The sequence below is a fragment of the Idiomarina loihiensis genome, from assembly GCF_024584785.1.
GTDB classification, from domain to species: Bacteria; Pseudomonadota; Gammaproteobacteria; order Enterobacterales; family Alteromonadaceae; genus Pseudidiomarina; species Pseudidiomarina fusca.
In genome coordinates, this window is sequence record NZ_CP074112.1 from 2,639,367 (window position 1) to 2,660,268 (window position 20,902).

A 20,902-nucleotide genomic window follows, 5' to 3' on the forward strand; every position below is an offset into this window, starting at 1 on the left:
TACATAATTAAGAAAACTATACTTCTAGAAAACTCAGGAACAACACCATGACCAAGTTATTGTTAGTAGATGATGATGCCGAATTAAGCAGTATGCTGGAGCAGATTCTGACCAAAGAAGGCTATCAATTAACCTTAGCCGCCGATGGTGAGACGGGTTTAGAGCGTGCCCTTAGCGGCTCTTATCATCTCATTCTGTTAGATGTGATGCTGCCTGGTATTAACGGTTTTCAGTTATTACAGCGCTTACGCCAGCAGCAACGCAGCACCCCAGTGTTGATGCTAACCGCGCGTGGTGATGATGATGACCGCGTACAAGGCCTTGAGCTAGGTGCTGACGACTACCTGCCTAAACCTTTTAACCCGCGCGAGTTAGTTGCAAGAGTGAAAGCCTTGTTGCGACGCACTCCAAATACGACAGTGGTGCCTGAGCCTATTCATTATGCGGGCTTTTGGGTTGACCCTCAGCAAAACGAAGTGCGCTGCGATGAAGCTAAGCTAGAACTGACCCCCACTGAGTTTGATATTTTACGAACCTTAGTGCAGGGACAAGGCCAAGTTGTGAGCAAAGATCAGTTATCAGTAGCTGCGTTGGGACGTCAACTTGCGCCATTTGATCGCAGCCTTGATGTGCATATCAGCAACATCCGTAAAAAAATTGAGCTTAACCCCGAGCGCATTCAAACCGTGCGTGGCCGCGGTTACCGCCTACTGCAACTGGCCTAAGCTAGGGACAGCATGGCTATTCGCTGGTATCAATCGCTTACCTTAAGACTATTGCTGTTGTTCTGGCTACTGCTCTTTGCGGTAGCCACCAGCGGTTATCTATTAGCGCTATGGTATGCCAAACCAGCCCAGCCAGAACCCTTACAAGACAGTATTAAAACTGCCTTGGCGCCGCTGTTATCCGATCAAGTAACCTTCAGCTCACTATCGCCAGGGCGTTTAGTAGCAGCCCAGTACCGAGTGGCAGCGGCTGTCACTTCCGAGGCCGGGCCCAACCGCCTGCAGCTAGAGCCTAATTTAGCCAGTACCCATTACGAAGTGCTGCTAAGCCAGTTAGCCGCCGACCAGCCCGAACAATTACGGCTCGCCAATGGCTTATTGATCGGCCCTTTTAGTTTAGGCGAACAAAAGATTCTGTTGATTCGACCGCTGAGTGCAACCGAGCAAGCAGAGCAACAAGCCGACGCCCAGCAATCAGAGCAAGCACAAACTCTAACCTTGGTGTTTGGCAGTTTGCTCATCGCCGTCTTGCTTGGCTTTTGGTTGGTGCAGCCGCTGAAGCGGCTCACCTTTGCTACCAAGGAAATTGCCGAAGGTGCAGAGCGACTGCATCTAAAAAAGCTCCCTAAACGTTCCGATGAGTTGGGCGAACTAGCTCGCTCATTAGAGTCTGCCGCACACGATCTTACCGTGTCACGAAACGCCCAACGGCGTTTATTGAGTGATGTCTCGCACGAACTGCGCTCACCACTGGCGCGAATGCAAGTAGCCTTGATGCTGAGCCAAGACGATGATAACCCTGATAGCAACCCGCACTTAAGCCAGATGGCTCGAGATGTGGATCGCTTAGGCACCATCATTGAGCGAATTTTATCTTTATCGCGCCTAGAAAACGGCTTAGTACCGCTACAGCGTGAACAACTTGATGTCGGCGAACTCATGCGCGTACTCGCGGCTGATTTGGCTTACGTAGATGCCAGCTACGGCGAGCGGGTGACGGTACTAGATGGTGATTGGCCGATTACTGCTAGCGATGACGAACTGTTGCGCCTAGTGATAGAAAACTTAGTGCGTAATGCGCTGCAATATACCGACCATGGTATTGAGATCAGTTGCGAGCTTGGCGATAGCGAGTGCTTTATCTTGGTGCGTGACCACGGTGATGGCGTGCCAGAAGAGCAACTAGCGCAGCTGTTCGAACCTTTCTATCGTGGTGACCCATCGCGCCATCATAAAGCTGGCGTTGGGCTAGGCATGGCGTTAAGCTTAAGGGCAGCAAATGTGTTAGGCGGCTCGGTGAGCGCGCGCAATCATCCTGACGGTGGCTTAGAAGTGACAGTAACACTACCCTTAGTGAGCGAGGATGAAACCGCAGCACAAGCACCATCTGCCTAAGTTGAGGCCCAATAGTTAACCAGCGGTAACCATGCAATGACGCAGCAATCTGTGCCAGCCGATAATGATCCTCAATGGCTGCGCTTTTATCTACAAACCATCACTCCCTTTTGGCAGCAGCAAGTACAAACCCTGCAGTTAGTGCGCCCTGATAAGGTTAACTTAACCTGGTATTTGCATCAGCCGGAGCAAGCCAAAGCCTTGGTGCTGATTAGCCCAGGGCGAGTAGAAGCGGGCTTAAAATATCAAGAATTAGTCTGGTGGCTAGCCCAACAAGACTACGCCGTGGCCGTGTTAGATCACCGTGGCCAAGGTTTCTCAGATAGGTTAAGTAATAATCCTCACCATGGCCATATCGACCAATTTGAAGATTTTGTCACCGACCTTGAAGCCGTTGCTGCTGCCGCCACCGAACTGTGTCCGCAGTTGCCACAATACCTGCTGGCTCACTCCATGGGCGGCGCTATTGCCAGTTTGATGCTAGCTCGTGGCAACCATAAGATTGAGAAAGCCGTGTTTTCAGCGCCTATGTTGGGGCTAGATACCGGCCGTACGCCCAAGTGGCTGGCGCAAACCATTGCAGTATCAGGCGCTTTGTTGAATCGATGGGTACAGCCGCGCAAGCCTTGGTACTTTATTGGGATGGAAGATTACCGCACGGTGCCCTTTGACGAAAACGAACTCACGCATAGCGAAGCTCGTTATCAGATGTTCCGTGACTTGTACGATCAGCATCCGCAAGTACAACTAGGCGGGCCTACATTTAATTGGGTAGCACAGGCCTTTGCGGCTGTGCGCGCAGCTCAGCAACAAGCAGCGCAAATCAGTATTCCGATCTTAATGTTGCAAGCTGGGGCTGACACCATTGTCGATAACCAAGGCCAACGACAGTTTGTGCAGCAACTACCGCATGCGGCTAGCCGCATCGAAGTGATAAAGGGAGCTCGGCATGAATTATTCATCGAAGCAGACCCGTATCGGCAACAAGCGCTAACGCACATTCAAGCTTGGTTTAACCAAGCGCATCCCTAAAAAGGCGTGTCGTCGTTATCTGGTACCACCGATTGTGGATCCATGTGCACAATCACATCGGTAGGCGGAAACAGCGCCGCTACTTGGCGTTCAACCGTATCAGCAATGTGATGAGCTTGACGAATCGACAAATGATCATCTAATTCTATATGGCATTGTACAAAACGAACTTGGCCGGCTTCGCGAGTGCGTAAATCGTGCACGCCCAACACCCCCGGTACCGCTTTAATGGTGGCTAAAATCTGCTGCTTCTCAGCTTCTGGTAGTTCTCTATCCATCAAGCTTTGAAACGCATCCCAGCCGATGCGCACCGCGCCATAGGCCAAGAAAATAGCAATCCCGATAGCAAACACACTATCCGCCCAGCCCATGCCATAGGCATTGAACAGGAGCGCAACAATAACTGCGGTATTTAAGGCTAAATCAGAGGTAAAGTGCAACGAATCAGCAGCAATGGCTTTAGATTGTGTTTTTGCCACCACAATGCGCTGCAAGATCACCAAGGCCAAGGTGGCGACAATAGCAAATAGCGACACATAGATACCAATCTGGTGTTGTTGCACCGGTGAGCCTTGCACCCATTGCTGAATACTATGCACAAACAACAACAGCGCGGAGCCCGTGATGAGCGCCGACTGCACTAACGCGGCTAGCGATTCAGCTTTACCATGGCCAAAGCGGTGCTCGTTATCGGCTGGCTGAATAGCATAACGAACGGCGAAAAAGGTGAACAGGCTGGCTAAGCTATCTAGCATGGAATCCGTCAGCGAGGCCAACATACTCGATGAGTCTGTCATCAGCCAAGCACCGGCTTTAACCACAATCAACAACAGTGCCACCGACACCGATGCCCGCGTTGCTAGTTTTACCCAAAAGCCATAATCACGCATTGCGTTACCTATTGTCCTTGTGCGAAACCCTGCTGACGCCAAGCTTCGTAGCTCACCAGCGCCGCCGTGTTAGATAAATTGAGTGAGCGGTTGTTGGGCATCATGGGAACTCGCAAACGTTGGGCTGGTGCAATTTGCTCCATCACCTCAGGCGCTAAGCCACTGGTCTCGGAACCAAACAGCAGCACATCGTCGGGCTGATAAGCTACCTCGGTATAACCTACAGTACCTTTGGTGGTAATCGCATAAAGGGTACGCTCACCCATAGCCTGCTTAAACGCTGCAAAATCAGGATAGCGCTCAACCCGGCTTAAATCGTGATAATCCAACCCTGCTCGGCGTAGTTTCTTCTCTTCAAAGTCAAAACCCAGCGGCTCAATTAAGTGCAACATACAGCCATTGTTCGCACATAAACGGATAATATTACCGGTGTTGGCTGCCATCACCGGGTTAAACAAAGCAATATGAAACATGCAAATGAACTCTCTTTACTCATTAGCAGCGGATGCTACTAACGATCTTTGTTAGTATCTAACTGGGCGTGCTCAAGTTCCGGCTCAGAGTAAAATTGACGAATCTCGCCCGAGCTCACCAATTTTCTAAATTCGGTATCAAACCAATCCCGCAGCAAGCGCCCGCGAGGGGTGTTGTGAAATAACACATGAATAGGGTCAGCCTCACGAAGTTTCAACTCATGGTAAGGCGTAGTTATCCAATCGGGCTGGTTGGCCCTGAAGGTGACCACTGCACCAACGCGTCCTTTGTCTAACATCACAAAGCAATCCAGCGAGTTGCTGCCATGATAAAAGGATGTACCGGTCGGAAAATAATGCTCGTAATGGTACCCGGCAACAAAACATACGGGCCGCTTCAACGCCCCCTGCATGGCCGCGGTGATGCTGTGTTGATTGAGGGCAAACACATATAAATCCATGTCGTAATCAACATGCAAGCGAGAACTGACAGCATCCACACGAACCTGCTCGATATTGCTACCAATGAGCATATCGAAGCGCTGATCTTGCAGCCCCAATACCGCGCGCTGAAAGCTGCTGGTATGTAAATCAAGTTCGTCTGCGACGGGTTCAAAAACGTGCCGAATGACATCCCAATAACGGCCTGACCCATCCACCGAGGTGCGCGTTCGCCATAACCCGGCAGCGGCTGACACTAACTGAAAATGGGGCGGCTGGTTAAACTCTTGTAGCGGCTCGATAATCACTTGATGGTCATTAAAAATTTGCGTGATACGACCGTTATCGTGCATCTCGTCAAGGGTGCTATCGAGCTTGGCCAGCAAGGCTTCATGCTGCTTGTGTAGGTAGTGATAACCAACGATGTATTTGAGTGGCACAATCACCAAATGTTTTTGCTGATAGTAACCCAATTGACGCGCTTCAAAATCGTTGATGAGCAGCGCCCGAACGCGATTATTACTAAACATCAAGTGCAACTGGTGCAGGTCTTGAGCCTGTACTGTCGGGCCCTTAAAGGACTCCTGTTTGAGTAGTTGCACCGGCCCTTGTTGACCATTGATGTAGGCTAGGTTTTCGACATCTTGCAAATTACACACGCCGCAATAACGACGATCGGCAACCAGCACTAATTGAAAACCAAACAACGGAAAGCTGCTGCGGCGTAAATTCGGATAGTTTTCGTCTAAATCAGGCAAGCGCCCTAGCTCGCCGGCAATTCGGCCGTTGTTGGCTTCAACTAAACTGCGCGTACGCGGCATCTCGACGTACTCAACTTGTACGTTATGCTGGGCATAAGCTTCTTGCATAATCTCTTGCAGCGCATGGCTTAGGGGGCCAGGCTCGGGCGCACGAAATACCAAGGTCTGAGAAGGCGTTGAGGCGGCTACATTTGCTGTCGCCTGGGCCGCTTGGGCCGCGGGTAGGGCTAATGTCAACAGCAAGCTAACTAGGAGCGCAGCAACCAGCAGGCAGCTAGCGCGCTGCCAAGCAGAGCCAACAGTGTGTGTGGTTGTGATTGTGGCAAACCCCATCAGCAACACCTATCCAGCCATGAAAAATTAAACCTTCCGCAGTATATCAGGTCAAAATGCCAATAACAGCTAAACTTAATTGACTGTAAGCGCCTAACTCGTTAGCTTGGGCGCCATTCAATGGTGGGAGTAGACGTATGAAACCAAATGTGTGGTCGTGGCTAGCAGCCATCGGCATCAGTGTGAGTGCCGGCTTGCCAGGCAGCAGCTTAGCGCAACAAACAGGCCCCGAATACCAGCTCTTTTTAGCGGGCGACGAACTTGCGCTCTGTAGCAGCATGGCTTGGCAGCATTGCGATGATACCAACTGGATTGATAACAGCAGCATGCGTACGGATCGCTACCTCAACCTCACGGATAAGTACGTGAAACCGCTGTTGGCCGACGAACGCTGGCCGCAACATCGACGCGAAACCCGTGATGATGTAGCTGATGCCATTGTCATTATTCGCAACCGACTCAACGAAGACATCGTGCCAGAGCGGGTCTTTTTAGAAGAGTTTACGCGGCGCGCCACCCGTTATTTGTACGACAATTTGTCCGAGCGCGAATGGAACCTAGTGGTTGATCACTTAGAGATGCCGGTACCGCAAGGTAAAACTGATACCGCACGCTTGGATGAGCTGGTATTGCCTGCCAAACGCGACATTCTTGAGGCGTTTATTCGCCAAGCAAGCCTGGTGAAACAAGCACAATCCAAAGACGACAAAGTACCTACCATAGTGATTGCCGCGGTTGGGGCGCGAGACCCCTTTACCGCCGTCGAACCTTTCTTGAGTGGATTTGCCCAAGCCGGCGCTAACGTACAGTGGCTTCCCCTAGATGCAGCAGTGAATACCGCGCAGCGCACCAAACAATGTAACGAGCTAGAAGCCCTGCGCGAAACCGAACTCGGTACTTGGCATCGGGCTCGCGTGCATGCTGATAAACATCGTCAGCAGCTAGAGTTTTGTAACAGCCCCTTAGCTGGCATCAAAATGATTGACCAAGCCGACGGCTTATTTATTGTGGGTAACGACCCGAGCCTAGTGCGGGCCGCATTATTAAACCCGCTTAGTCAGCCAACCGACATCATGACGTCCATTTATCTAAAAATGAAAGCGAACCGATTAGTAGTGGGCGCAACCAGCGATGCCATGAACGCACTCACGGCGCGCGCCATGGTGGCCAGCGGCACCAGTGCTGAAGCCTTGCGAAGTGGAGCCATTGCTGGCGAAGCTCCTCCTTTTGCCTGCAACAAAGACGACAGCTGTCCACGCAACATGAATCAATATAGCGTCAGCTATCACCCTTTAGGCGGAGTAGGTTTGTTCGAGTTTGCTAGCTTAGACGGACAATTCTCCGATTTAGGCCGGCATGGGCGCTTACTAAGCGTTGCGGCCACCACCGCCACGCCGCTTGCCGTGGGCATCGATGCGCGCACAGCATTAGCCGTGAACGTTCATAGCGGCGCCTTTACCGTGCTTGGTGAGCGCGGCGTATTCTTTGCTCCAGCCCCGCAACAAGTGGAGCATTCAGTCGTATCGGCGTTTCACTACCTGACCGCAGGTGCCAGCGGACAGTTTGTTGACCACGATATTAGCAACGTGACCTTTGCCAAACGCGATAATGTGGTGCAAGAAGACCCCACCACACGTTTCTTGAACAAACGCGGTGCGGTAGACTCCTTACGATTGATTTGCCAACAACGCGACCAGTTTAATCTGATCGAAAACGAATTTCGCTTGATGGTGATTGCCGATGATGCCACACAGCGACAGAAATCTGGCGGCGAATGCCAAGTGATGAATGCCCGCATGGGTATATCGTGGCAGCCAGAGAAGTTTTAACCAACACAGGGTTGCAGAGAAATGAAAAAAGCTGGTGGACTTATTCAAGCCACCAGCTTTTTTATTGCTAGATTAGAACTACTTTCAGGTGGACTGGTTAAGCCACACCATACTGCGCACGATAAGCTTTTACTGCAGGCAAAAACGCAGCTAAATCGGGGTTGTCTTGAACGTAAGCAATGACATCGTTTAACTTCACAATGCTAATCACCTGCGCTTGATAATCGCGCTCAACTTCTTGAATGGCGCTCAGCTCACCTTGGCCTTTTTCTTGCCTGTCTAAGGCAATCAACACCCCAGCCAGCTCTGCGCCATTGGCTTCAACAATCGCCATAGATTCACGAATAGCGGTGCCAGCGGTAATCACATCGTCGACTAACATCACTCGCCCAGTAAGAGCGGAACCCACTAAGTTACCGCCTTCGCCGTGATCTTTTTTCTCTTTGCGGTTAAAGCAGTAAGGCACGTCTTTTTGATAGGTGTCATACAAGGCAATAGCTGCTGCAGTCGCAATAGGAATGCCTTTGTAAGCAGGGCCAAACAGCAGATCATAATCGACCCCACTGTCTTGCAATGCCGCCGCATAAAAACGCCCTAAGCGTGCCAAATCAGAGCCTTTATTAAACAGTCCAGCATTAAAGAAATACGGACTAGTACGCCCCGACTTCAGCGTAAACTCACCAAACTTTAAAACACCACGTGCAATGGCAAATTCAATAAAATCTTTTTGATACTGTTTCATATGAGAGCCGTTATTCGTTATTCGTTGTTCGTTGTTCGTGCGCGCTTCGCACTGTTCGTGTTGTTTACGCCAATGCTTGTTTTTGTAAATCCATCAGTTCGCGGATGGCGTGTTTGGCGAGGTCTAGCATAGCGTTCATCTCTTCGCTCGAGAACGGTTCGCCCTCAGCGGTGCCCTGAATTTCAATAAATTTACCAGCTTCAGTCATCACCACGTTCATGTCGGTTTCAGCTTTTGAGTCCTCTGGATAGTCTAAATCAGCTACCGGATTACCTTCGTACATCCCCACAGAAACCGCAGCAACCAAACCCTTCAGCGGATTAGTCTTAACCAAACCATCTTTACGCATCCAGTTCAAAGCATCTACCAACGCCACGCAAGCACCGGTAATCGACGCTGTACGCGTACCACCATCAGCCTGCAGCACATCACAGTCGATGGTAATGGTGTTCTCACCCAACGCCGTCATATCCACACAAGCCCGCAACGAGCGGCCAATCAAACGCTGAATCTCTACCGTGCGACCACCTTGCTTGCCACGCGCCGCCTCACGGTCCATGCGCGTGTGCGTTGACCGCGGCAACATACCGTATTCAGCCGTGACCCAACCTTGCCCCTTACCCTTTAAAAAGCGCGGTACATTGCGGTCCACACTAGCGGTGCACAACACCTTAGTGTCACCAAACTCAATCAGCACCGAACCTTCGGCATGGCGAGTAAAATTCCGGGTAATAGTTACCGGGCGAATCTGTTGGGCTGTACGACCACTTGGACGCATGTTGAATTCCTCTGCTGCGCAAAAATAATGGCGGCGATTATATCAGATATGGATGTGAAATTCCGTTGCTTTGCGAGAGGTGCTAAACTATCCGTATTACAAACCTAAGGAATACCAATGATTCAATCAATGACCGGCTATGCGCGCCATGAACTCAAAGCAGAGTGGGGCACCGCCACCTGGGAAATGCGCTCAGTAAACCAACGCTTTTTAGAAACTTATTTTCGGTTACCAGAGCAAATTCGTTCATTAGAAAACAGCCTGCGCGATCGCTTACGCAAGCAGCTACAGCGCGGCAAAGTAGAGTGTAATTTGCGCCTACACATTGAGCAAAAAGCCGAAGGCGGGTTAAGCCTCAACGAAGAACTAGCACGTAGCGTTATTTCTTCTGCAAATTGGGTCGCCAACCAAAGCTCAAGCGCGCAACTTAACCCGCTAGACGTACTACGTTGGCCGGGCGTAGTCGCTCAGCAAGAAGAAGATATGGATGCCATTCAAGCTGACGTACTAGGTGCGTTTGATGCCTGTTTGAGCGAATTCATTGATAACCGTGGCAGCGAAGGCAAAGCCCTCGAGCGCATGATTGAAGAGCGCCTTGAAGGGATATCTACCCAAGTTACATTTGTGCGCGGCCGTATGCCAGAAGTACTGCAGTGGCAACGAGACAAGCTGCTAGCGCGCTTTGAAGAGGCCCGCGTAGAACTCGACCCAACCCGCCTTGAAGCCGAAATGGTGATGCTAGCGCAAAAAGTGGACGTCGCCGAAGAGCTAGACCGCCTAAATGCCCACGTTGTTGAAACCCGCAAAATTCTGCGCAAAGGTGGCGCTTGCGGCCGCCGCTTAGATTTCATGATGCAAGAGTTCAATCGCGAAGCGAACACTCTGGGCTCCAAGTCAATTAACGCTGACATTACGGCAGCTGCGGTAGAGTTGAAGGTGTTGATTGAGCAGATGCGCGAGCAGATCCAAAACATCGAGTAACCCGTGAACGTAGCCGTCGTTCCACGACAAGTGGCGCTGCGCGATGCTATACCCACCACACCCTCAATATCCACCATTGAGGGTGTACCCCATACCCTTCCAAAATTTTTGTGTTCAGATACAGCAGAAAAGTTACATAAATACGAGCTGGGTTAGTGTTTTAGTAGTGAGCTTGTTTATCAGCCTCAGTTCCTAAAACTAATTGAGCGAAAGTCAGCTCAAGTAAGTCGAAAATATCTGTACACTCAACGTCAAATACGCGCGAAATGTTGGGGATTTTTACCTTGGTGCTGTTATTTGGAACCATAACTTCGTGCGTAACGATGACCGCTCCAATAGTTCTAGCTACAGCAATAAGCCAAGGATCCGCACCAGAGAGAAAACGAGCTATCTCTCCTTGTGAATAAATAGAATGCTGCACAACATGGTTTGCAATTTCAGCATAGGCTTGCTGAATTTGAATATCTTTAGACCCGTGAAAAAAATGCTTATTAGTTATCGACCAGTTATGTAAGTCATCTGGGGTTGGTGTTGTTTTAGTTAATTCCGAATATACATGGTCGATACTGCGAATATCAGCCTGTTCATGCTTCTGAACAAGCCAGGTCCAGAATCCAGGGACTACGTTCATCCTGTAGTGGAAATTCTTTGCTTGTATAAATGAATTAGCATCCAGCAAATAAATCAAAAACTAAGTTCCTTCTTTGCAAAATCCTTTAACTTGCTTGGATGAACACCAATAAGGTGATGTGCATCTCTCAACAGCATACGACCGCTCAAGGCCTCGCTTGCAACTGCGGTCGCAAGCTTCTTACTATAGCGCATATTGATTAACCGGTTGAAAGGCGGTCCACCTTCTTTATCTTTTCGCTTTTCTTTTTCGTTTTTAAATGCGTCAAGAATTTTGCCGTAGTGACCCCAGTACTGTTGTTCGCTGATGAGCCTGTTTTCTAGAGCTCGACGGGCAATAACCCACTGGCTGACGTGAAAATGGGACTCTAGCTGTGGAAGATTTACGCGCCAATCTTCTAGTTCAACATCCCATAAACTTAAGAATTCGTCGGATGGTACGAGAAATTCAGCCGCCACGCGATTACAAAACTTCTCAAATCTATTTTCGTTTCGATGACTTAGGTCGGATACACCAGACTCATTAATAAGAAGGTGTACGAATTCATGCAGTAATGTAAAAATTTGTGCCTGAGGCGTATCCGTTGCATTTATGAAAATTACCGGAGCGTGATCATCAGCTATGGCAAAGCCTCTAAATTCATCACGATCTAAACTTCGGTGGGTATTGTTTCCTACAACACTGTTGCGCATAACTAAGGCGCCAAGTACCTCGATGTTAGTTATTAACTCGTTGAAGTAATCGTGAAACTGTCTGGGGCGTTGTGCAATAGAACTACCAAGCAAGTTTTTAATTGTAGCGGTGGCTAACTCAAAGTCGTCGACGGATACACATCCTATCCAGTTTAGTCTTGGTAGGTCTTGCTCACGATAGAAATCCTTATACCAAGCAAGGCGTTCAAAGGTACTTCGTATTGTATCTTTCAAATCCAAACTAAATTTACCAATCGGATGATTACCGATTGTCCGAAGATCGGGAATGGGTAACTCCTCCCGCGGAGGCTCATGTAAAAACAAATACCCAAACGGAACGTAGGTTTTGTCGGCAAACTTTTGAGCTTGCCGGAAAGTCGGCTTGGAGTCGCCCGTCTCCCAAGCTTCAACTTGTTCTTGTTTGATCTTTAATTTTTCTGCCAATTTAGACACAGTAAACCCTGCCCGTTTACGAGCCCACGCTAGGATGCTTGGATTTACTAGTGTTTCAACCATTTTTATACCTTGGGTACTTTATTTTTTAGTAGTTACGCGCAAATTGCATTAATCGCATTGCGGCGATATTATCACAATGCTTCGTCTGTAGAGTCGAAGGTGTATCACAAGCTGTCAAGTAGCAATTGGAACCAGCAACCATAACTGGTGACCACATGCCTTGAGCAGCCGCACATAACGATTAGCTGAAACATGCCGATAGTTCCCTGTGACGCAATGATATTATACATCATATGTGACATATGAGTGGCCCGGCGCACAAGCGCTATGTATACGTAACAACTACGTTTGTTAAGCCCAAGACGGTAGCGGATGGCCACAGTCTTAGCCGTTTTGGGTTTTGCAAAGGGATTTTTGCATGGCAACGGATGATTCGACCTGGTTTAAAAGACGAGGTTACCTCCACTTTGATGCGCCGCTCGGCGTCGCTAAAGCAACTAAGTTAGTTAGAAATACTAAGGCAGTCTCAAAGCACGCTTTTTACCCGCTGCTTCGTTACGAAGTCATCTCGAAAAAACTCAAACGTAATGCAGATGGTAAGTTAAAACCGGAACCAAAAGTTCGGCCTATTTCTTATGCTGCGCATGCGGATTCTCAGATATATTCTTTTTATGCTAATCAACTAGCTGAAGCCTATGAGAGAAAGTTAGCTAGCTTGGGGATATCAGAATGTGTTTTGGCATTCAGAAAACTCCGTAAATCCAATATCGAATTTGCGCGTGACGCATTCAGTGAAATAAGTAGTATGGGCCGTTGCTCGGCGGTAGCAATTGATATTTCCAAATTCTTTGACACCATAAACCATCAACACCTGAAAAGATCGTGGTGCGATGTAATTGGTAGAGGTAAGCTTCCCAACGACCATTACGCAGTGTTTAAATCGCTCACGAAATTTTCATTTTGTAACCGAGACGCGGTTTATAAAACCTTTCAAATATCATCAAATAATCCGTGGAATGGACGACAAAGGATCTGTGAGCCCGCTGAATTTAGAAAGCGAGTGCGTGATTCTGGTTTAATTACGACGAATAAAGACATTTTTGGAATACCTCAAGGCACGCCACTAAGCGCGTTATTGTCGAACATTTACATGATAGATTTTGACCGGCAAATGAAAGCCTTAGCTAAAGAGTGCGGGGGCAGCTATCGTAGGTACTGTGACGATATGCTTTTTATCGTTAAGCGTGGATGCGAAGCGCGTGTGGAGTCACAAGCTGATTCTGAGCTTACTAAGTTAGGGGTGGTCATAAACCCCAAGAAAACCGAAATAAGACACTTTTGGCGATATGGCGGGGTTCAAACGGCCAATGCACCTCTTCAATATTTAGGGTTTACATTTGATGGGCAGAGAATTTTGTTGCGCTCAGCAGCATTGGCGAAGTTTTCGGGCCGAATGAATAAAGCGATTCGACTAGTATCAAGAGCACTCGAAAATCAATTAGACGAAGGCGAGGATGTTCGTCTTCGGAAAAAGAAGCTTTATGAGCGTTACAGTCATCTCGGTCATCGTAATTTCATTCGCTACGGGCTACGAGCTGCCGATAAGATGCATTCGAAAGCCATAAAACGTCAGCTCAAGCCACTTTGGGGGAAGCTAAATAAGAAGCTTGATAATCTCAGCTGATTTTTGACTGTCAAACGTTTTTAAGTTTCTATAGTAAGTGTGAATCGCTATTTCGAAATTATTTTATTGTTATGGCGTTACTCATTTGACGTTTTTCTAGATACTCATGTGCGTCATTCGCAATATCATTTCCTAAAGCTGCACGGCCCAGATTTGTGGCTGCGATTATAGAAGAGCCTGAACCGAAGAACGGGTCGCATACTACTTCACCAAGTTGGGTACTTTGAGTAATCAGCTTTTCAATTAAATTTACCGGTTTCTCTGTTGGGTAGCCTCGCCAGACACGCTTCTCTTCGAGGACATCAGGCATGCCTAAATCATTAAGCTTTCGCTTTCCCTTTTCGAAGAAAAGGATGAATTCATATCGGGCGCGATAATGGTAGCCCATCCCAATTGCCTGCTTATCCCACACCAAGGGCTTCCAAAATCTAAAGCCTGCGGCTTCAGCTATTGGCTTGATGACGAACATCGTTTCTTGGTCGCAAAATAAATAAAAATGACGGTTATTTTTAAGGACTCGATATATTTCACTGACTAGTTCAGGAAAACGTTCGTTTGGGAAAATACGAAACCAATTATTGCTTGAGCTTTTACTATGGCTTAAGCGAGTAGTTGTGCCTACAGCTCTATGTTTTTCTAGAGATTCATAAGGAGGATCTGTGATGACAAGATCAATTGATTCAGAGGGCAGTTTTCGGAGCCAATCGACGGCATCTTGTCTAAATAGATTCATCTAATTCCTTAAATTTGATCGCATGTTTTCGCTTGACTTAGATCTGCTACTTTATCACTCCTGCAGCATGTACAATAGCTCTGGGCACCTTCTGGATGTGAGGGTGATGAACGTTGGGCGGTAGTACCAAACTTGTCAGGGTATCGATAGAATACATGCATTTGGCCGTTTGCTCGAGAACAGTTAGGACAAGATTTCCATGTATCGTTTTGCTTGTACTGGCTCAGTTTTAGAAGTTTATCGCAGTGTTTACATTTCATAGTGATTTCCTTATTCGTTTTACATGGCCACCACAATATATTTATAAAATGACACCTGATCAAATTATAAGCAGGCAGGTGCAGAATGCTGTTGTTCAAGCTAAATCCTCTTGCGATAACCCGCTAGGTTGAGAGCAAACGAGAGAAAAAGACGTTTGACGTAGAAAACTATCTTTGCGATTTAAACACACCCGCCATGATGACACGCATTCGTGATGACGTGATAGCAATCAGCAAGAACTACCTGATCAACCCATTACACGGCTTTGAACGGCCCAAGCCGCCCGGATCAACTTTAGAAGAGTTAGTAGAGCAAGACCGTCAGGCGTAATTCCGAGAATGGGCGCACCAGCAATACAGTCGTGAGGTTAACTACGGACGCAAGTAAACAGTGACGGACACATAATTAATTACAGGCCTGCGCCATCGTATGACGAACTAAAACAGGAGAAACGTCATGCTATTAATTAGATTGCCACAAGTAAAGGACATGACAGGCCTTGGCCGCTCATCGGTTTATAAGTTGATGTCGGAAGGTAGGTTCCCCAAAGCGGTTACGCTGATTGGGCGAGCAAGCGCCTGGGTGGAGAGTGAAGTGGTTGAGTGGATTGAAGCGCGGGTTGCTGAACGGGATTCAGGGTTACCCTCGGACAACTAAGTTGAAATATCCCCAGACTCTGCTTATTGTGATACTAACCTAAGCCTTTGATGTCCGTATCGAGTTGCCATTGCTCAAAATGGTATTACTACGAGGTAGGCTGGACTTTTAATCGACACTTATCGGTAACACTCTCAAAAGGCTTCTAGGGATGAAAATTGAGAAGGTAAGACTGCAGAACTTTCGGTGTTTTGGACATCAGGTTGTTGAGCTTAATTTTGAAAAAGTACTGACTACGCTTGTTGGCGGCAACGGTTCCGGAAAAACGGCACTGTTACAAGCAGTATCACGGTTGTTTGGTACATCGCCAGCGCAGCGAGCAATACAGCGTCGAGACTTTCATATACCTGCTGACCGACAGGAACTTCTGTCTGGTGACAGCCTGTATATTGAAGCGATACTTACGTTTCCTGAACTTGCAGAACAAACCGGTTCTCCTCTTGATGCGGTCCCAGAATTCTTCAATCAGATGGCCGCATCAGCGCAGGGCGAGCCGCTCAAAGCTCGAATAAGACTACAAGCAATTTGGACCGATGATGGCACTCCAGAGGGAGCAATTGAAGAGGACCTTCGCTGGATACGAGCCTTGGATGATAATTTTGAGTGGGATGATTGTTCTAGAGTCCAAGCAGTAGAGCGCTCGTCTATTCAGCTCATCTATTTACCAGCCAATCGCGATGCGACAACACAGGTGACCGCTCTTCTGAAAGGACGTTTATGGCAGGCTGCAAAATGGTCGACGGCATTTAGAGGCGCAAGTTCTGAAAATGCTAGTCAGATCCAAACCGATTTCGAGCAAGAAGTTCCGTTAATAGTTCTGTTAAGGCGTTTATCACAACGATGGCAACAGGTGCACGAAGCCGATACCGATAGCCAACCTCGTTTAAGGTTGATTGAAAATCGTTTTGAAGAGCTTGTTCGAAAAGCCGAATTTACCTTTGCGCCTGATCAAGAAGGTCAGGAGCGAAGGTTATCCGAACTGAGTGACGGTCAACGTTCTCTTTTCCATATCGCTCTTACCGCAGCGACGCTTGAAACCGAGCGGGAAGCTTTCACTTTGCCCGCTGAGGACAGTTCATTTGAGCATGATAAGTTACATCGTGTTCATCTAACGATTTTAGCTATTGAGGAACCTGAAAACAGCCTTTCACCGTTCTTTTTGTCCCGTATTATCGCCCAAGCTAGAGAAATCGGCGGCTTGCCATCTGCACAACTGCTTATATCCAGTCATTCTCCGGCAATTATGAGTCGCATAGAGCCAGAAGAAGTCAGGTACATTCGTATGGATCTTGGAACAAAAAGCTCATCGATACGACAATTGACCTTACCAGGATTCGCAGATGAGGCTGGTGTTTACGTTAGACTAGCGGTTAAGGCTTACCCCGAACTCTATTTTGCGCGATTTGTAATCTTGGGGGAGGGTGATTCGGAGCGCGTCGTTATTCCCAGAATAGCAGAAGAGATGGGCGTGCCGCTTGATCCATCATTCGTTCCTGTTGTGCCACTCGGAGGGCGGTTCGTAGCACATTTCTGGCGGCTGCTTAATGACCTTGAGATTCCACATGCTACATTGCTAGATCTTGATTTGGGGCGTAGGCATGGTGGTGCCAAAGTAATGAGCGATTGCATTCAAAATCTGGCTAATGTGGGCAATGATTTTGGAAATCGCAATTTAATTAATGTTGCTACGGTCACTGACCAGCAAATTTACAATGAAGGAATACAGGGGGATTGGTGCAGAGCGTTTGGAGATGAAGGCATTTTCTTTTCATATCCTCTCGATCTCGACTTTTCCATGTTACGTGCATTCCCAACTGCCTATCAGGTTACCAACCCAGGGGGGCACGGACCTCAGAGTAGTGCCTCGGCTATTCAGAACAAAAAGGTTAGCACACTAAAGTCAGGTGGTAATCTTGCCTTGTATAGCGAGGAATATGATGATGCATTTAAATGGTACCCTTATCTCTTTCTGAGCCGTAGTAAGCCTGAAACTCATTTGGCGGCATTTTCCCGTATTCCAACTGGTACTTTGGCTACCTCCGCCCCCACTGAGCTCAGAGCTCTTATTCAATATGTTAAGGATAAGCTCCGTCTGCCAGGAGTAGATCAATGACTCGCGTAAGCACGGAGGATTGGGTCCCCCAGGGCGTTGGGGGTCTGGAAAACCGAGCATGGGAAGCTTTACGACAGAATGACATCAGCGTCCTCGTTACCGCTGGCGCTGGTGCTGGGAAAACCGAGTTTTTAGCACAAAAGGCGACTTATCTTCTTCAAACAGGAATTTGTCCGGCCCCCAAACGTATTCTAGCAATTAGCTTTAAAAAGGATTCAGCACGGAACCTTACAGAGCGGGTTGCTAAACGTTGCCCTAAAGGCCAGGTACGGCGTTTTGATTCAATGACTTTTGATGCTTTTACCAAAGGACTTCTGGATCGGTTCCGTCCTGCGCTACCGGAGCCGTTCAATGCACCAGGCTCCTATCAGATCGTTACTCCGTTTCGTAGAAATTATGAGGATTTTATCGAGCGTCATAGCTATCACAGAGTGAGCGCTCAGCAACTAGAAAGCGCAATACCTCTGGCAGACCTACCAATTGATATCTCAAGTGGTTCGGAAATAAATCGTGCATTAACAGATTACTGGCAAGAACAACTTTTCGGGGAAGGTGAGATATCGCTGTCCTTCCCGATGATCAACAGGCTCGTAAAGCTGCTGTTGCAAGAAAACGCATATATCCGCCGAGCCTTACATGCAACCTATCCCATAGTCTTTCTTGATGAATACCAAGATACAACTTATGCTCAGTACGACATGCTGCTAACGGCATTTGATGGTAGCGATTCTGTTTTCACAGCCGTTGGCGATGATAAGCAGCGTATTATGGGGTGGGCAGGAGCCATGAACGATGCTTTCGATCAGTTTGAAAACGATTTTGACGCTAGGCGTATTACCTTACTTTCTAACTGGCGGTCACACGAGGACTTAGTCCGTATTCAGCATGAGATAGCCCGACGGATAGATGGCAATGTGGAAGAGGTGCAGGCACAAGGGACCCGCGAGATCGAAGGAGATATTTCTGCAATCTGGCAATTTCGGAGCAAAGATGACGAGAAAAATTATCTCGCTGAATGGGTAAGCCGTGAGGTGCAGTTAGGGCGTGTCGAACCGCATGATGTTGCGATTCTTGTCAGAATGCGAGCAGATCAGGTGGAAGGTGAGATAACCCCTGATTTTGCAGCCCGAGGCCTTCGGATCAGAAACGCCGCGCGGTCAGTCGGTGAAATTCAAATTCAGGATCTTTTAGGAGAAGAGCTGACAGCTATATTCATTCCTTTGCTTCGCTTGGGAGCAACGGGCCGAAGCCCAGATAATTGGGAGGTTGCTCAGCAGAACTATATATTTCTGGAGGCGACGGACCCTGATAATGATATCACTCAGCAGCGATTACTGGTTAAGCTTGAAGGGTTCGTTCGTCGCTTAAGAGTAGAGCTAGAACGTCGCCAACCTGAACCTAATTCGGCTGAAGCGATTGCAGGAATGCTGCTTGCCTTTATCGGTTCTGCCACGCTAAGGCAATCCTTTCCAGCATATCAGCGAGAAAGAGATTTTGAGAGAGTTTGGAGTGGTTTTGTGGCACTTTTGAAAGAATGTGCAGAACACAGTGGTAGCTGGTCGGAAGTTTTGGATGAGTTTGAAGGTATTGGTCAAGTTGCTCTGATGACCGTTCATAAAAGCAAAGGTCTTGAGTTCCATACCATGATATTTTACGGCCTTGACAGTCAGACTTGGTGGAGTCTCACGCCGCAACGAGGTGAAGAACTAAACACCTTTTTCGTCGCCTTTACTAGAGCAAAGCAACGTGCATTTTTCTCCCAGTGCGTGGAGCGAGGGCGCTCTATCGGCTGGATACAGCAATTACTAGCTCTTGCAAGGGTGGAAACGATAGATGGCACGACTATACTTAACTAGTTGTTGTAACGCTGGAAACCGCTCATTTTTGACCATTTTAGTATTTCAAACTAGGGTAAGTACATAACCTGAACGGCGCATCTTTTAAAATAAATAAAGTCAAGCAACTGCTCAAACTGCTCTCTTTTCTTTCGCCGCGCTTTAATTGGGTAAATACATGAAAAGTGAAAAGATGCTTTGAATGAGTTAGCCAAGCATCTAAAAACGTCACAGCACAAAAATCAAACTGGATTTGATGTGCTTTCACGTTAAAGTCCCTAGTGCTCATATACTCACCGACTAAATTAACCACCCTGGTAGCACAATTTAGGCCATCTAATTTAATTCAAGGGTAGATTATTTTTTATTAATTATGTAACGTATGTAACATAAGTGATGGAGCTAGCTAATGAGTATTGGTAAAAGCGGTAGAATAGTTTTAGAGATAGACCCGGAGTTAAAAAGAGAGTTATACGGGAAAATCACAGCCGAAGGAGTGAGCCTCAAGGAGTGGTTTATTGCTTCCGCAAAGGAGTATTTAAATGGCAAACAGCCTGAAAAAACTATTTGCACGGGAAGAGAGTCTGATGACTAAAGAAGTAAAAGTAGTGAAAGAAGAGACCAAAAAGGGCAAATATGACCCTCGAAATAAGCTAAACGATTTAACTTCTAGTGAATGGATTCCAGAAACAATCTCAGTTTGGAATCAGAAGGGTTTGGGTAAAAATCACCCAGATGTAAAAATTGAAAAACAGCATCCGGCCCCATTTTCGTTTACAGATGTTGCTCGGCTCATTAAATTCTTCTCGAAAAAGGGGCAAACTGTGCTCGATCCTTTTTTGGGAATAGGCTCTACCTTAAAGGCTTGCGCTTTGGAAGGGCGTCATGGAGTTGGTTTTGAACTTAGTGAGAAGTATGCTGAGTTGTCCAGAGAACGACTAAAAATAGAAGTTTCTAGCGAAAGTGATAATTACCCGGAGCAATTGGTAATGCAAGGAGATGCTAGGGTGCTCGCCGATGAACTTGAAGAGAACTCTATCGATTTTCTAGTCACTAGCCCTCCATATTGGAACATACTACACAAGGTTGACCATAAAGCAAAACAAGAGCGCCAAAGTAAAGAGCTTGATACAAAATATAGTGATAACTTAAAAGACCTTGGAAATATTGACGATTACGACGAATTCTTAAATGAGTTAACGGGTATATTTGAAAAATGTCGGCGGGCTTTAAAGCCTGGCAAATATATGGCGATTATAGTGAGTGATTTCAGGGACAAGTCCAAGTATGTAATGTTTCATTCAGACTTGGCTTCAAAGTTGGAGACTATCGGGCTTGAGATGCGAGGGTTAAAGGTTCTTTATCAACGCCACAAACGGATATTCCCATATGGCTATCCCTATGCGTATGTTCCAAACATTCATAACCAATTTATCTTGATTTTACAGAATAAGAAGTGA

General features: G+C 47.5%; 20 protein-coding genes. 12 read left to right on the forward strand and 8 right to left on the reverse strand.

Going from position 1 to position 20,902, the window contains the following annotated elements; translation table 11 throughout:
* Positions 1 to 47 precede the first annotated feature (47 nt).
* The 3 genes from KGF88_RS12650 to KGF88_RS12660 are packed head-to-tail and all read left to right on the forward strand — an operon-like array spanning position 48 to position 3,152.
* Positions 48 to 725 carry a response regulator transcription factor gene (locus KGF88_RS12650; protein ID WP_110075621.1) on the forward strand — a complete coding sequence of 226 codons (678 nt, stop codon included), beginning with the start codon at positions 48 to 50 and terminating at the stop codon, positions 723 to 725.
* A 12-nt stretch (positions 726 to 737) separates the two neighbouring features.
* A complete protein-coding gene (locus KGF88_RS12655; protein WP_110075620.1) occupies positions 738 to 2,120 on the forward strand; it encodes a sensor histidine kinase in 1,383 nt (460 codons plus the stop codon).
* A 36-nt stretch (positions 2,121 to 2,156) separates the two neighbouring features.
* Positions 2,157 to 3,152 (forward strand): alpha/beta fold hydrolase, encoded by a 996-nt coding sequence (locus KGF88_RS12660; RefSeq protein WP_153826247.1) that lies wholly within the window; start codon positions 2,157 to 2,159, stop codon positions 3,150 to 3,152.
* On the opposite strand, the gene KGF88_RS12665 is transcribed toward KGF88_RS12660, so the two are convergent.
* From KGF88_RS12665 to KGF88_RS12675, 3 genes are read right to left on the reverse strand one after another with little or no spacing between them, the layout of a single operon-like run.
* Positions 3,149 to 4,042, reverse strand: a complete 894-nt coding sequence (locus KGF88_RS12665) for a cation diffusion facilitator family transporter (RefSeq protein ID WP_153826246.1) — start codon at positions 4,040 to 4,042, stop codon at positions 3,149 to 3,151. The two genes, KGF88_RS12660 and KGF88_RS12665, sit on opposite strands and share 4 nt — an antisense overlap.
* 8 nt (positions 4,043 to 4,050) lie before the next feature.
* Positions 4,051 to 4,515, reverse strand: a complete 465-nt coding sequence (locus KGF88_RS12670; RefSeq protein ID WP_153826245.1) for a tRNA (cytidine(34)-2'-O)-methyltransferase — start codon at positions 4,513 to 4,515, stop codon at positions 4,051 to 4,053.
* Between the two features lie 38 nt (positions 4,516 to 4,553).
* Positions 4,554 to 6,050, reverse strand: a complete 1,497-nt coding sequence (locus tag KGF88_RS12675) for a hypothetical protein (RefSeq protein WP_153826244.1) — start codon at positions 6,048 to 6,050, stop codon at positions 4,554 to 4,556.
* A gap of 137 nt (positions 6,051 to 6,187) precedes the next feature.
* Between KGF88_RS12675 and KGF88_RS12680 the strand changes: the two genes are divergently transcribed.
* Positions 6,188 to 7,879 carry a cyanophycinase gene (locus KGF88_RS12680; protein WP_153826243.1) on the forward strand — a complete coding sequence of 564 codons (1,692 nt, stop codon included), beginning with the start codon at positions 6,188 to 6,190 and terminating at the stop codon, positions 7,877 to 7,879.
* A gap of 97 nt (positions 7,880 to 7,976) precedes the next feature.
* Here the strand turns inward: KGF88_RS12680 and pyrE are convergent, their stop codons facing one another.
* Positions 7,977 to 8,621, reverse strand: a complete 645-nt coding sequence (gene pyrE, locus KGF88_RS12685) for an orotate phosphoribosyltransferase (RefSeq protein WP_110075614.1) — start codon at positions 8,619 to 8,621, stop codon at positions 7,977 to 7,979.
* Positions 8,622 to 8,685: 64 nt separating this feature from the next.
* A complete protein-coding gene (rph, locus tag KGF88_RS12690) occupies positions 8,686 to 9,399 on the reverse strand; it encodes a ribonuclease PH (protein ID WP_153826242.1) in 714 nt (237 codons plus the stop codon).
* Between the two features lie 117 nt (positions 9,400 to 9,516).
* On the opposite strand from rph, the gene KGF88_RS12695 reads away from it, so the two are divergent.
* Positions 9,517 to 10,380, forward strand: a complete 864-nt coding sequence (locus KGF88_RS12695) for a YicC/YloC family endoribonuclease (RefSeq protein ID WP_153826241.1) — start codon at positions 9,517 to 9,519, stop codon at positions 10,378 to 10,380.
* Between the two features lie 160 nt (positions 10,381 to 10,540).
* Here KGF88_RS12695 and KGF88_RS12700 read toward each other — a convergent pair whose 3' ends face one another.
* Together KGF88_RS12700 and KGF88_RS12705 are read right to left on the reverse strand one after the other, a co-directional pair.
* Positions 10,541 to 11,068, reverse strand: coding sequence for a DUF4411 family protein (locus KGF88_RS12700; protein ID WP_153826240.1), 528 nt, complete (start codon positions 11,066 to 11,068; stop codon positions 10,541 to 10,543).
* Positions 11,065 to 12,219, reverse strand: a complete 1,155-nt coding sequence (locus tag KGF88_RS12705) for an XRE family transcriptional regulator (RefSeq protein ID WP_153826239.1) — start codon at positions 12,217 to 12,219, stop codon at positions 11,065 to 11,067. Before KGF88_RS12705 ends, KGF88_RS12700 begins: the two co-directional genes overlap by 4 nt.
* Positions 12,220 to 12,577: 358 nt before the next feature.
* On the opposite strand from KGF88_RS12705, the gene drt2 reads away from it, so the two are divergent.
* A complete protein-coding gene (gene drt2 / locus KGF88_RS12710) occupies positions 12,578 to 13,843 on the forward strand; it encodes an antiviral reverse transcriptase Drt2 (protein ID WP_153826238.1) in 1,266 nt (421 codons plus the stop codon).
* A gap of 58 nt (positions 13,844 to 13,901) precedes the next feature.
* On the opposite strand, the gene KGF88_RS12715 is transcribed toward drt2, so the two are convergent.
* Positions 13,902 to 14,576, reverse strand: a complete 675-nt coding sequence (locus tag KGF88_RS12715) for a DNA-methyltransferase (RefSeq protein ID WP_153826237.1) — start codon at positions 14,574 to 14,576, stop codon at positions 13,902 to 13,904.
* 456 nt (positions 14,577 to 15,032) lie between these two features.
* On the opposite strand from KGF88_RS12715, the gene KGF88_RS12720 reads away from it, so the two are divergent.
* The 6 genes from KGF88_RS12720 to KGF88_RS12745 all read left to right on the forward strand — a co-directional run bounded on the left by KGF88_RS12720 (position 15,033) and on the right by KGF88_RS12745 (position 20,902).
* The gene (locus KGF88_RS12720) at positions 15,033 to 15,167 is read left to right on the forward strand and encodes a hypothetical protein (RefSeq protein WP_257119937.1); all 135 of its coding nucleotides are present in this window, start codon (positions 15,033 to 15,035) and stop codon (positions 15,165 to 15,167) included.
* A 126-nt stretch (positions 15,168 to 15,293) separates the two neighbouring features.
* Positions 15,294 to 15,494: a helix-turn-helix transcriptional regulator gene (locus KGF88_RS12725; RefSeq protein WP_153826236.1), complete on the forward strand. Its 201-nt coding sequence runs from the start codon at positions 15,294 to 15,296 to the stop codon at positions 15,492 to 15,494.
* A 151-nt stretch (positions 15,495 to 15,645) separates the two neighbouring features.
* A complete protein-coding gene (locus KGF88_RS12730; protein WP_153826235.1) occupies positions 15,646 to 17,607 on the forward strand; it encodes an ATP-dependent nuclease in 1,962 nt (653 codons plus the stop codon).
* Positions 17,604 to 19,463 carry a UvrD-helicase domain-containing protein gene (locus KGF88_RS12735; RefSeq protein ID WP_153826234.1) on the forward strand — a complete coding sequence of 620 codons (1,860 nt, stop codon included), beginning with the start codon at positions 17,604 to 17,606 and terminating at the stop codon, positions 19,461 to 19,463. The genes KGF88_RS12730 and KGF88_RS12735 overlap by 4 nt, the downstream gene beginning before the upstream one ends.
* A gap of 388 nt (positions 19,464 to 19,851) precedes the next feature.
* Positions 19,852 to 20,037, forward strand: a complete 186-nt coding sequence (locus tag KGF88_RS12740) for a hypothetical protein (protein ID WP_153826233.1) — start codon at positions 19,852 to 19,854, stop codon at positions 20,035 to 20,037.
* Positions 19,985 to 20,902: a DNA methyltransferase gene (locus tag KGF88_RS12745; RefSeq protein WP_228759478.1), complete on the forward strand. Its 918-nt coding sequence runs from the start codon at positions 19,985 to 19,987 to the stop codon at positions 20,900 to 20,902. Before KGF88_RS12740 ends, KGF88_RS12745 begins: the two co-directional genes overlap by 53 nt.